Origin of the sequence: Bacteroides sp. An19 (assembly GCF_002160215.1) — a bacterium.
GTDB classification, from domain to species: Bacteria; Bacteroidota; Bacteroidia; order Bacteroidales; family Bacteroidaceae; genus Phocaeicola; species Phocaeicola intestinalis.
The window spans coordinates 47469-59253 of record NZ_NFKD01000021.1; the positions used below are offsets into that span (position 1 = coordinate 47469).

Here is an 11785-nt window from a genome sequence, read left to right on the forward strand (position 1 = left end):
TACTTTAGAGCCTGTTTAAATTCTCTCCATGTGATATACAAATATAGACCAATTAATAAGTTAACTGAAAAACAAAACTTGAAAACTATGCAATTAGACAAGGTAAACTGGGGATTCATCGGTTGTGGCGAAGTGACCGAAAAAAAGAGTGGTCCCGCTTTCAATATGATAGACGGTTCACGTGTTGTTGCCGTCATGAGCCGCGATGAAGAAAAAGTAAAATCGTATGCACACCGACACAACATTCCTCGCTGGTATACTGATGCGCAAGAACTGATAGGTGACGAGGATGTAAACGCCATTTACATCGCCACGCCTCCCTCTTCACATGCCACCTTTGCCATTATGGCCATGAAGGCAGGAAAACCTGTATACATTGAAAAACCTATGGCAGCCACCTACGAAGACTGTGCACGTATCAACCGCATCTCACAAGAAACAGGTGTACCTTGCTTTGTAGCCTATTATCGCCGCTATTTACCCTATTTCCAAAAGGTTCGTCAACTGGTAGAAGAAGGCAAGATAGGAAATGTCATCAATGTACAAATACGTTTTGCACAGCCTCCACGCGACTTGGATTATAACAGCACCAACCTGCCATGGCGTGTACAGCCCGACATTGCCGGAGGAGGTTATTTCTATGATCTGGCTCCCCACCAGCTGGATTTACTGCAGGAAATGTTCGGATGCATCCTGGAAGCAGAAGGATATAAGAGCAACCGTGGCGGACTATACCAGGCAGAAGACACCATCAGTGCTTGCTTTAAGTTCGAATCCGGATTGCCTGGTTCCGGCTCGTGGTGTTTTGTTGCCCACGAATCGGCAAAAGAAGACCGCATTGAAATTATTGGTGACAAAGGAATGATTTGCTTCTCTGTCTTTACCTACGAGCCTATCGGCTTACATACGGAACATGGACGTGAGGAAATCCTTCCACAAAATCCGTCCTATGTGCAGCTTCCGCTAATCAAAGCCGTAGTGGAGCATCTGCAAGGAAAAGCCATCTGTACATGCGACGGCATAAGCGCCACTCCCACCAACTGGGTAATGGACCGCATCCTGAACAAACTGTAAGAAAACGAATAATTGAAAAGCTCTGAAAAAAACACAGAAACACAAAGACACGAAAACAATCTGATAGATTAAACTCCGTGTCTTAGGGTTTCTGTGTTCAAAGGAAAATCAAATATACTTTTTATTTAATCATATCGAATCCGCAATACGGAACCAATGCTTTCGGAATACGGATACCTTCCGGCGTCTGGTTGTTTTCGAGCAGGGCTGCCACAATACGCGGCAAGGCAAGTGCCGAACCATTCAGCGTGTGACAAAGCTCTGTCTTCTTATTGGCAGTACGATAACGGCACTTCAAACGGTTTGCCTGATACGTATCAAAATTGGATACCGAGCTTACTTCCAGCCAACGTTTCTGAGCTTCCGAATAAACTTCGAAATCGTAACAGATAGCAGCAGTAAAGCTGATGTCACCTCCGCACAAACGCAGAATACGATAAGGTAATTCCAGTTTCTTCAGCAAACCTTCTACGTGATCGAGCATCTCCTGATGCGACTGGCGGGAATGTTCGGGGGTATCAATGCGCACCAGTTCTACTTTTGAAAACTCGTGCAAACGGTTTAGGCCACGCACATCTTTGCCATATGAACCTGCTTCACGACGGAAACATTCGGTATAAGCACAATTCTTGATGGGTAACTGCTTTTCATCAAGTATCACGTCGCGGTAAATGTTTGTGACGGGAACTTCTGCTGTCGGAATCAGGTACAAATCATCCAAGTTGCAATGATACATCTGCCCTTCTTTATCAGGCAACTGTCCCGTTCCGTAACCCGAAGCAGCATTTACCACCGTAGGAGGCATTATTTCTTCATAACCAGCGGCACGAGCTTCATCGAGAAAGAAATTGATGAGCGCACGTTGTAAGCGTGCCCCCTGTCCCCGATAGACCGGGAAGCCGGCTCCTGTTATCTTCACACCCAAATCAAAATCAATCAGGTTGTATTTTTTTGCCAACTCCCAATGAGGCAGTGCGTCTTTCGGAAGTTCGGTTTCCATGCCTCCCATTTTCACTACCAGATTATCTTCGGCACCAGCACCTTCGGGCACTTCCTCGTAAGGCACATTTGGAATGGTATACAGCAAATTCTGCATGTCTTCAGCAGCCTGATCCATTTCTGCCTGCAAAGCCTTGCTTGTTTCCTTGATTTCTGACACACGTGCCTTGGCTGTTTCGGCTTCTTCTTTCTTCCCTTCTTTCATCAACTGTCCGATGGTTTTCGATGTAGCATTTACTTCTGCCAGATTCTTATCCAATTGAGCTTGTGCATTACGACGCTTGCTGTTCAGTTCGAGCACTTGGGCAATGGTTTCTTTTGCATTTGCGAAATGCTTTTTCTCCAATCCACGGATTACCTTGTCGGTATCCTCTGTAATTTGTTTAATTGTAAGCATATCTTTAGTCTTTTAATAATCTTAGATCTTGTTTTCGTGATGCAAAGATATTCTTTTATTGAAACATAAACAATGATTCTTACAAGATACTTTGACGGATGCGCACCAGTTTTTCGAGTAAACCCTCCAGCAAATCGAGCTTCAGCATGTTTGCCCCATCACTTTTAGCCACCGAAGGGTCTTCGTGCGTCTCCATAAACAAACCATCCACACCTACCGCCACTCCGGCTTTGGCTATGGTTTCTATCAGCTGGGGCATACCTCCCGTCACGCCCGAAGCCTGATTGGGCTGCTGGAGCGAATGGGTCACATCCAGTATGACCGGATGCCCGAAAGCCTGCATTTCGGGAATCCCCCGATAATCGACAATCAAGTCGTGATAACCAAATGTGACTCCCCTTTCAGTCAGCATCACTTGCGGATTTCCAGCTTCCACTACCTTATCGGCTGCAAAACGCATCGCAGCGGGAGAAAGGAACTGTCCTTTTTTAATATTAACTATCTTGCCCGTCCGGGCAGCCGCTACCAGCAAATCGGTCTGACGACACAAAAACGCAGGTATTTGCAATATATCCACGTATTCGGCAGCCATGCCGGCTTCTTCAGCCGCATGAATATCGGTCACTACCGGCACACCAAAGGTACTTCTTACTTTTTCCAAGACCTTTAATGCTTTTTCATCGCCGATGCCAGTAAACGAATCCAGACGCGAACGGTTCGCCTTACGATAAGAACCCTTGAACACATAAGGTATATGCAAACGGTCGGTTATTTTTACCACACGCTCAGCTATGCGCAACGCCATATCCTCGCCTTCAATTACACACGGTCCCGCCAACAGAAAAAAATTATCCGAACGGACCAGGTCATCTATTGTCTGTATCATTGTATATTATCTATTGTTAAATATGTGTGCAAAATTAAGTTCTTTTCAATATACACCAACTATTATGTACAGCCACTTATTCCGGAATTATCAGTGTCAATGCTTCGGGAGCAATGGTTATTTCGATAGGGAAATGACGGTCGAACCAAACACGCCCGTCCAGACTGATTTCGGCATTTTGCGCCCGAAGGATTTTCACCTGTCGTGTACGGTAAGGCTTCACAGTCTTGTGATTCAAAAGCCTTCCCTGCTGCAACATCCACAAGCCCGACACCAACTGACGCAATTCCGGGCGATATATCAGTGATACGTCCAGCCATCCATTATAAGGCACAGCACTAGGTGTCAATCCATATCCCCGTGCACTTCCTATCGCCACAGCCATCAGACGTCCACGAATATGTTCATCGTTTACTTTCAGATGCATCCGGTACAGCTTACGCTCAAATGCCACCAAAAACAATGAAGAGAGATACGAGAACAAAGGAATCCCCCAGAACCGGCGTGTCTCATTGGTGATGATAACGATACGCGCCCCCAACCCGATATATACTGCATTCAGGAAATAACGCTTCACATGCGTCTGCCCGTCGTAATAACCAAACACACCTACATCTACCTTCCGCAACCGACGGTTGATAAGTACATCAACCGCCCCCCGATAATCATCCGAATCCAATCCCCAATACTTGGCAAAGTCATTCCCTATGCCATTGGGAATAATGCCCAAGGCAATGTCATGTCTGTCCTCGGCATCAGACAGCATAATGCCATTTACCGCATCATTCAATGCTCCGTCGCCACCTACCACAACAATGGTGCGATAACCGTTATTAGCCAAGGTGCGCGCCAAACGCTCCACCGACCCAAATCCCTCCGACTGCACATAGTCGAATTGTACGTTCCGGCTCTCCATGTAATCGCGAATTGCTTTCCACCGCTTCTGTGCTTTCCGGCTTCCGGCTTTCGGATTGTATATTACGCCCCAGCGGGTAGGTTCTACTGCCATAATCCTTTATTTATTGATTTGTATAAATGTCCACAATTTGCCAAATTTTCTACCTTACAGGTATCTCACGGATATTCGGTTTGATTCGTATCAAGCAATCTCATTATTTCCTCCACTTTCTCTTCCAGCGGACGCGTAGCATCTATCCAATGAATGGTAAACCCGCGCCGCTCCATCCCCCGGAACCACGTCATCTGCCGTTTAGCAAACTGATGGATAGCTATCTCCAACTGACGGAACATCTCATCGTAAGTCAAGGCTCCCGTTACATACAGGGTAAGGTATTTGTACTCCAGTCCATAATAGAGCAGGTCTTCCGGAGCAATGCCTTCTTCCAGCAACCGCCGTACTTCGTCCACCATTCCTTCGTCCAAACGCTGTCGCAACCGGTATGTAATCTTTTTACGACGCAAATCACGGTCGATATCCACCCCGATAATCAGGCTATGGATTTCCGGAAAATCCCGGGCATCGACAGGTTGCGTGCGGTAATACTCTTCTATTTCGATGGCACGAATGGCACGTTTCACCGTATCTACATCGGTAGAATTATGCAAAGTCTTATACGTCGAAAGGAGAACCGTCAACTCTTCCAATGATTTACCGGCAAGTCTTTCACGCAATGCCGGATTTTCAGGTACAGGAAGCAACTTGTATCCTTTTAATACAGACTCCAGATACATGCCTGTTCCACCGCACAAGACGGGAAGCTTTCCCCGCGAACGGATATCCTCGTATGCCTGCAGGAAATCGTGCTGAAACTCGAAAACGTTATATTTCGTTCCAGGTTCTGCAATATCTATCAAGTGATAAGGTATCCGGTGTCCGTCTACGACATAGTCAGCAAGGTCTTTTCCGGTCCCCAAATCCATCCTGCGATACACCTGACGGCTGTCACCGCTGATGATTTCCGTATGAAGACGATGGGCCAAAGCCGCTGCAAGCGGTGTTTTTCCCGATGCGGTAGGACCTAATATGGTAATCAAGTCATATGTCATAAATATCCAGTTCTTTACAGACCCATAAATCACTTATCACGCACATCTCAACTGTTCAGGCTTGCCGAACGTACACGGCTCAAGGTTTCCGGAGTCATCTGGAGCAGCGAAGCGATGTAGACCAATGGTGCCCGCTTCAGGATTTCCGGATGCAGCTGGAACAGTTTGTTATAACGTTCATGAGCAGACTCGAAACGCAACGTGTCGGCCTTCACCTGCGATTCTATCAACGAATTCTCTAAAATCTTCCGATACAGCACCCCGATATCCGCATATTCTATTGATAAACGGTCGATGCCTGCCTTGTCTATCTCCCACAGCACCGTCGGTTCCAAAGCTTCTATCATCAGACGGGTAGGCTCCTGACGGAAATAGCTTTCCAGACAAACCACCTCCCCTTTCTCGTATGCAATATGTTCGGTCATATCCTTCCCATACTTGAAATAGAACTGGCGCAGCATACCTTTCTCGATGTAACGCACACAAGTACATACTTCGCCTTCATTCAGCACCATTTCACCTTTCTTGTATTTCCTGCCGACCAAAATATCAGCCAATGCGTGAACACTTTCCTTAGCAAGCGCCACATTGTGATCGCCCGCCATCTGCCGCGCTATTTCAATACTCGTTGTCGTCATAGATATTTCGATTAAAAAAGTTTTTCATTTTACTTTGATCCGGTCGAATCCTTCTCCAAAGACACCAATCACCGCACTCTGCGAAACGAATGCATGAGGGTCAATATCCTTTATCAGGCGGAAAATGGTATTCGACTCCCGTTTTTTTGCCAAGACAAACATCAGTTTTACACCATTGTTCGTATAGCAGCCTACACCATCGATAAATGTCACCCCCCGATGCAGGTCTTTATTGATGCGGTGTCCGATTTCTTCGTATTTATTGGATATGATGAAAAACTGGACCGACTGGCGTGCACTGTTCACCACCTGGTCAATGACAAAACTGGTGATAAACAAGACTACGTAACCATAAACCACCCGCTCCCAATCATGCAACACCAGATAACTGGAAGAAATGATAATGACATCACACATCAGAATCACCCTCCCCAGCGAGATGTCGCGATATTTGTTCACAATGGCCGCAATGATGTCTGTGCCGCCTGTACTTCCGTTTGCAGAAAATGCCAGACCGATTCCACCGCCACAAAACGAAGCTCCCAGCACGCAAGCCATAAACGGCTCATCATGTATCAGTCCTCCCTGAACCAGCTTCTGGATAACAGCCAGAAAGACCGTAAGTACAATTACCGCCCAAATGGTCTTTATGCAAAACTTCAACCCGAGAATCTTCAATGCCAGCAACAGCAAAAATCCGTTGATAGCCAAATACGTATATTGTACGGGGAAACCTGTTGCCCAGTAAATAATAGAAGCAATACCCGGCACAGCTCCCGAAGGCAAGTTGTTGGGCAATAAAAACACCGTCCACCCTATCCCGTACATCATCATGCCCAAGGCTATCAGCAAATAATCTTTCGCCTCCCGCCATACGGGATTGGCTTTCAAAGTTCCAATCAAATTCATGTCCGTTTCTAATTAGCTTTTATTTTCGGAATACAAAAGTATAAAAAACTCCGGAATAATCGTACAAAACCCACAGAATAAGTAAAGAAAACCCAAGAAAGCCTGCCAGTGCCGCCATGCCTGTACAAAACTATATGCGGTATAGATTTATGCATTTTCTCACCACAGAGGCACAGAGGCACACAGAATCTCTTAATTTTTCATAAATTCTGCATCTTGCCAATTAACTTGTAGGGGCAGGGGTTGCCTGCCCGAATACACAATTCCATACCACGCAAAATATAAGAAGCTGTTTTGAATTTCTCCAAAAAGTTTTTCTTGGCTTGATGTATCCGTTTTCGTGTGTGCTTTGGGCGATTTTTTGGTCCTTTTCGCTCCTGTTCTTCGTCAGATAACCCGTATCTTCCTCATCACAGAAGCGAAAATGCCTCAAAAACTCATCCCAAATCATCGCACGATAAATTCCAAACAGCTTCTAAATTCGCATTTTCTCCCCCAAACATTTGCTTTCGCATTTGGATTGTATTATCTTTACAGACGTTTCAGTTCTATATTCCATGGGCTGGAACGTATATTCCACGCCTTGGAATGTATATTCCAGCCCATGGAATGTACGTTCCGCGCCGTGGAACATAAAATATATATTACCGGAAACAGATTATAAACCTTAATATATCATAATATCATGGATGCTCTTTATGATTTCTTGCCTGTGCCTTCTGCCAATGTGGAAGACACCACACCACGCCTTTACCCTAAAATCGTGTCGAGAGGGACGGTTACGTTCGAGAAGCTGACCGAACAAATCGCCAACCATTCGGGACTGACCAAGGGGACCATCCTTGCCGTGATGGACGAAATAGAATACTGGACCGCACAATACTTGTCGGACGGATACCGGGTGCAGATAGGGAACATCGGCACGGCTTCGGTCTCGCTCAAAGCCAATACGGAGGTGTACGACCCCTCGGACGTGCATGCCCAGTCTATCCGGTTCGCCAAAGTAAGGCTCACGGCTTCGAAGAAATTCACCAAGCAATGCCAGGGAAACGTGCTCCGCGCGCCTTCCGGAAAGAAAATCTTACGGAATCCCAAGGTGCATTCGGAAGAAGAAAGGCTGCAGCTCCTCCAGTCGTATCTGGAAAGCCACGCCTATATCACCCTGAAAGCATACGGCGAACTGGCAGGACTGCCCAAGACCACCGCCTGGCGCGACCTGAACAAGTGGACGGAAGCACACCTTATCGGCATCGAAGGACGCGCGCCGCACCGGGTGTATGTGAAGCTTCCGTAAGACCTGCGCTGCCCCTACCGTCCCGTGCACCATAGAAGCATCACGCATTTTATTCTTTACATTTTTCTATTTAGAAAAAGAATCACTATTTTTGCAACCGATAAGTGTAAAAACAAGAAAGCGTTATGACTGAAATGAATGCAACGGAAAGTTCAGAAAAGAAAAGCCTGAACTTCATCGAACAAATTGTGGAGAAAGACTTGAAAGAAGGCAAGAACGGGGGAAGAGTACAGACCCGTTTCCCGCCCGAACCGAACGGATACTTACACATCGGACATGCCAAAGCCATCTGCATGGACTTCGGCATCGCCAAGAAATACGGAGGCGTGTGCAACCTGCGCTTCGACGACACCAACCCCACGAAGGAAGACGTGGAATACGTAGAGTCTATCAAGGAAGACATCCAATGGCTGGGCTTCCAGTGGGGCAATGAATATTATGCTTCCGATTACTTCCAGCAATTGTGGGACTTCGCCATCCGCCTCATCAAGGAAGGAAAGGCGTATGTGGACGAACAGACCTCGGAAGAGATAGCGGCTCAAAAAGGTACGCCGACCCAGCCGGGAACGGAAAGCCCGTACCGCAACCGCCCCGTGGAAGAAAGCCTCGACCTGTTCCAGAAGATGAACGCCGGCGAGATAGAGGAAGGCAAGATGGTGCTCCGTGCCAAGATTGACATGGCAAGCCCGAACATGCACTTCCGCGACCCGATTATCTACCGTGTAGTGAAGACCCCGCACCACCGCACAGGTGATACATGGAAGGCATACCCGATGTATGACTTCGCCCACGGGCAAAGCGATTATTTCGAAGGGGTGACCCACTCGCTCTGCACGCTGGAGTTTGTGCCCCACCGCCCCTTGTACGACTTGTTTGTAGACTGGGTGAAAGAAGGCAAGGACCTGGACGACAACCGCCCGCGCCAGTACGAGTTCAACAAGCTGAACCTGAGTTACATCCTGCTGAGCAAGCGCAACCTCTTGATTCTGGTGAAAGAAGGGCTGGTAAACGGATGGGACGACCCCCGTATGCCGACCCTGTGCGGATTCCGCCGGAGAGGATATTCGCCCGAATCCATCCATAAGTTTGTGGACAAAATCGGATATACCACCTACGACGCGCTGAACGATTTCGCCCTGCTGGAAAGCGCGGTACGCGAAGACCTCAACGCCCGTGCCACCCGTGTGTCGGCGGTGCTGAATCCGGTGAAGCTCATCCTGACCAACTATCCCGAAGGACAGGTGGAGGAAATGGAAGCCATCAACAATCCCGAAGACCCGAACTCGCCTACCCATACCATCGAGTTCAGCCGCGAACTCTGGATAGAGCGCGAAGACTTTATGGAGAACGCGCCGAAGAAATACTTCCGCATGACGCCGGGACAGGAAGTGCGCCTGAAGAACGCGTACATCGTGAAATGTACCGGATGCAAGAAAGACGAGAACGGAAATGTCACCGAAGTATATGCCGAATACGACCCGCATACCAAGAGCGGCATGCCCGAAGCCAACCGCAAGGTGAAAGGCACCCTGCACTGGGTGAGCTGCAACCATTGCCTGAAGGCGGAAGTGCGCCTGTACGACCGCTTATGGAAGGTGGAGAACCCACGCGATGCTATGGCGGCTATCCGCGAAGAAAAGAACTGCTCGGCACTGGAAGCCATGAAAGAGATGATCAATCCCGACTCGCTGAATATACTGCAAGAATGCTACGTAGAGAAATTCCTCGCCGACAGCAAGCCGCTCGATTACCTCCAGTTCCAGCGTATCGGCTATTTCACACCCGACAAAGATTCAACTCCAGACCATCTGGTGTTCAACCGCACTGTATCGCTCAAGGATACCTGGAGCAAAATCAGCCGGAAATGACCAATATATAAGTGCTCTTTATCCACAAATGCCATAAAAAGACAAGTATCTTGCATCCCCGATGCACTTGTCGGGCATTTGTGTACCAAGAGCACTTGTTTACCCTGCTAATTCATAAACAAAAGACTAATCCATGAAAGAAGATCCATCCTCTATTTTTAACCAACCGGACTTCAAGGAAACCCTTGCCAAATACGAAAACATGGTACGCGAAGGCACACGCACCTATTTCGATGCCGATGACTTGACACTCATTGCCGAATATTATGCCAGCAAAGGAAATCCATATGCCTCGGACAAAGCCATCGACTATGCCTTGTCCCTCTATCCCGAAAATCAGGACGTGCTTGTCTTCAAATGCCACTCCCTGCTTAGCGGCCGGAATACAGACGAAGCGGATCTGCTGATTCATAACCTCCCCTATCAAAACGATTACGATACCCAGCTGCTCTATGCCGAACTATACCTGCAAAAAAACGACATGAGCCAGACACAGGCAACACTGAACAAACTCTATGAAGATTATCCGCACATCGACACTATACTCGATATCGCACAGCTGTACACCGATTATCAGCAAAAAAAATATGCTTACCCATGGATACAAAAAGCCTTGAATGAAAATCCGGATAATCTGGAAGCCCTGGAACTTATGGGACTGTACCAGTTTGAAATCCAACACTACGACCAGGCCCTCCAATGCTTCAACGCCATTCTGGACGAAGAACCCTATGACGTGAACAGCTGGCAAAACCTTGCCCGCTGCTATGCCCAGACCAAGGAATATGACAAGATGTTCGAAGCCATTGATTTTGCCATGGTAGCAGACGAGACAAACCTTACCACCTGGAAACTGAAAGTCGATTGCCATTTGATGCTGGAACAACTGCACGAAGCAATTCCCTGCCTTGAATACATCGAAAAGCACGTCCGGGAAAAAGAACCGATATGGTACATACTGGCATCCATTTATTTCGACTTGCTGGACTATGACAAGATGAAACAATATACCCAACTTATTCTTGACCACCGCATTACAGCAAGCGAAATTGTAGACATGGCAGAAATCTGCTACAAACACGCGTTAGCATGCTTGCGCACCAAAGAAATAACAGCATGTTACGAAACCATTGAATTGGGATTGCAATACAACGACAAATACCATCAGTTCTACCTGCTGAAAGGAGAATTATCCCTACTCTACAACGACACAAGCTCTGCCAAGAAATCTTTTAAAAAAGCCGAAGCCTACAGCTACAACATCCAGGATACATGGTTTGATATCGGTGTTATCTACTTTCAGGCATTTCACTTTAAAGAAGCCCTGGAAGCATTCAAAAAGATAGAAAAACACGATTATCAGGACTCGTTTAAAATAAGCTATCTTATCTCATATTGCTATTACCGTCTTGGAAAAATAGAAAAAGCACTCCACTATATGATACGGGGAGCTGTCTTTACCTCCAAACAACAGCTCACAGAGAGGCTCAAGACCATGCAAGAGCTGGACACTAATTTTTCTGAAATGGCATGGCACATTTACGAACTGATTCAAAACAAGGAATTAGATCCTTCTCCTTACTTGGGCGAATTATAAGAAGCTGTTTTGAATTTCTCCAAAAAGTTTTTCTTGGCTTGATGTATCCGTTTTCGTGTGTGCTTTGGGCGATTTTTTGGTCTTTTTCGCTCCTGTTCTTCGTCAGATAGCCCGCT

11 protein-coding genes are annotated in these 11785 nt (G+C 46.9%); 4 read left to right on the plus strand and 7 right to left on the minus strand.

Annotated features, from left to right (window positions below):
- Nucleotides 1-87 precede the first annotated feature (87 nt).
- Nucleotides 88-1074 carry a Gfo/Idh/MocA family oxidoreductase gene (locus tag B5F25_RS10010; protein WP_022041211.1) on the plus strand — a complete coding sequence of 329 codons (987 nt, stop codon included), beginning with the start codon at nt 88-90 and terminating at the stop codon, nt 1072-1074.
- 121 nt (nt 1075-1195) lie between these two features.
- Here B5F25_RS10010 and serS read toward each other — a convergent pair whose 3' ends face one another.
- From serS to B5F25_RS10045, 7 genes are all read right to left on the minus strand, one after another.
- Complete coding sequence (gene serS, locus B5F25_RS10015) at nt 1196-2470, minus strand: serine--tRNA ligase (RefSeq protein WP_022041210.1); 1275 nt, start codon at nt 2468-2470, stop codon at nt 1196-1198.
- 79 nt (nt 2471-2549) lie between these two features.
- Entirely contained in the window at nt 2550-3356 is an 807-nt protein-coding gene (gene kdsA / locus B5F25_RS10020) for a 3-deoxy-8-phosphooctulonate synthase (protein ID WP_087249340.1), read from the minus strand.
- A 76-nt stretch (nt 3357-3432) separates the two neighbouring features.
- The gene (locus tag B5F25_RS10025; protein ID WP_022041208.1) at nt 3433-4365 is read right to left on the minus strand and encodes a YegS/Rv2252/BmrU family lipid kinase; all 933 of its coding nucleotides are present in this window, start codon (nt 4363-4365) and stop codon (nt 3433-3435) included.
- 65 nt (nt 4366-4430) lie between these two features.
- Nucleotides 4431-5363 (minus strand): tRNA (adenosine(37)-N6)-dimethylallyltransferase MiaA, encoded by a 933-nt coding sequence (miaA, locus tag B5F25_RS10030; protein ID WP_022041207.1) that lies wholly within the window; start codon nt 5361-5363, stop codon nt 4431-4433.
- 47 nt (nt 5364-5410) lie between these two features.
- On the minus strand, nt 5411-6001 hold the full coding sequence (locus B5F25_RS10035) for a Crp/Fnr family transcriptional regulator (protein ID WP_087249343.1): 591 nt from the start codon (nt 5999-6001) through the stop codon (nt 5411-5413).
- Nucleotides 6002-6025: 24 nt separating this feature from the next.
- Nucleotides 6026-6910, minus strand: a complete 885-nt coding sequence (locus tag B5F25_RS10040) for a YitT family protein (RefSeq protein WP_087249344.1) — start codon at nt 6908-6910, stop codon at nt 6026-6028.
- A 223-nt stretch (nt 6911-7133) separates the two neighbouring features.
- A complete protein-coding gene (locus B5F25_RS10045) occupies nt 7134-7361 on the minus strand; it encodes a hypothetical protein (RefSeq protein ID WP_087249346.1) in 228 nt (75 codons plus the stop codon).
- A gap of 234 nt (nt 7362-7595) precedes the next feature.
- Here B5F25_RS10045 and B5F25_RS10050 point away from each other — a divergent pair, with 234 nt between their 5' ends.
- From B5F25_RS10050 to B5F25_RS10060, 3 genes are all read left to right on the plus strand, one after another.
- The gene (locus B5F25_RS10050) at nt 7596-8204 is read left to right on the plus strand and encodes an HU family DNA-binding protein (protein WP_087249348.1); all 609 of its coding nucleotides are present in this window, start codon (nt 7596-7598) and stop codon (nt 8202-8204) included.
- 125 nt (nt 8205-8329) lie between these two features.
- Nucleotides 8330-10072 carry a glutamine--tRNA ligase/YqeY domain fusion protein gene (locus B5F25_RS10055; protein ID WP_087249350.1) on the plus strand — a complete coding sequence of 581 codons (1743 nt, stop codon included), beginning with the start codon at nt 8330-8332 and terminating at the stop codon, nt 10070-10072.
- A gap of 133 nt (nt 10073-10205) precedes the next feature.
- The gene (locus B5F25_RS10060; RefSeq protein ID WP_022041198.1) at nt 10206-11669 is read left to right on the plus strand and encodes a tetratricopeptide repeat protein; all 1464 of its coding nucleotides are present in this window, start codon (nt 10206-10208) and stop codon (nt 11667-11669) included.
- Nucleotides 11670-11785 lie beyond the last annotated feature (116 nt).

Excerpts from the sequence above, each read along its gene's own strand:
- B5F25_RS10010 (WP_022041211.1), top strand. The coding sequence starts at position 88 with ATGCAATTAGACAAGGTAAACTGGGGATTCATCGGTTGTGGCGAAGTG.
- serS (WP_022041210.1), bottom strand. The coding sequence starts at position 2,470 with ATGCTTACAATTAAACAAATTACAGAGGATACCGACAAGGTAATCCGT.
- kdsA (WP_087249340.1), bottom strand. The coding sequence starts at position 3,356 with ATGATACAGACAATAGATGACCTGGTCCGTTCGGATAATTTTTTTCTG.
- B5F25_RS10025 (WP_022041208.1), bottom strand. The coding sequence starts at position 4,365 with ATGGCAGTAGAACCTACCCGCTGGGGCGTAATATACAATCCGAAAGCC.
- miaA (WP_022041207.1), bottom strand. The coding sequence starts at position 5,363 with ATGACATATGACTTGATTACCATATTAGGTCCTACCGCATCGGGAAAA.
- B5F25_RS10035 (WP_087249343.1), bottom strand. The coding sequence starts at position 6,001 with ATGACGACAACGAGTATTGAAATAGCGCGGCAGATGGCGGGCGATCAC.
- B5F25_RS10040 (WP_087249344.1), bottom strand. The coding sequence starts at position 6,910 with ATGAATTTGATTGGAACTTTGAAAGCCAATCCCGTATGGCGGGAGGCG.
- B5F25_RS10045 (WP_087249346.1), bottom strand. The coding sequence starts at position 7,361 with ATGATTTGGGATGAGTTTTTGAGGCATTTTCGCTTCTGTGATGAGGAA.
- B5F25_RS10050 (WP_087249348.1), top strand. The coding sequence starts at position 7,596 with ATGGATGCTCTTTATGATTTCTTGCCTGTGCCTTCTGCCAATGTGGAA.
- B5F25_RS10055 (WP_087249350.1), top strand. The coding sequence starts at position 8,330 with ATGACTGAAATGAATGCAACGGAAAGTTCAGAAAAGAAAAGCCTGAAC.
- B5F25_RS10060 (WP_022041198.1), top strand. The coding sequence starts at position 10,206 with ATGAAAGAAGATCCATCCTCTATTTTTAACCAACCGGACTTCAAGGAA.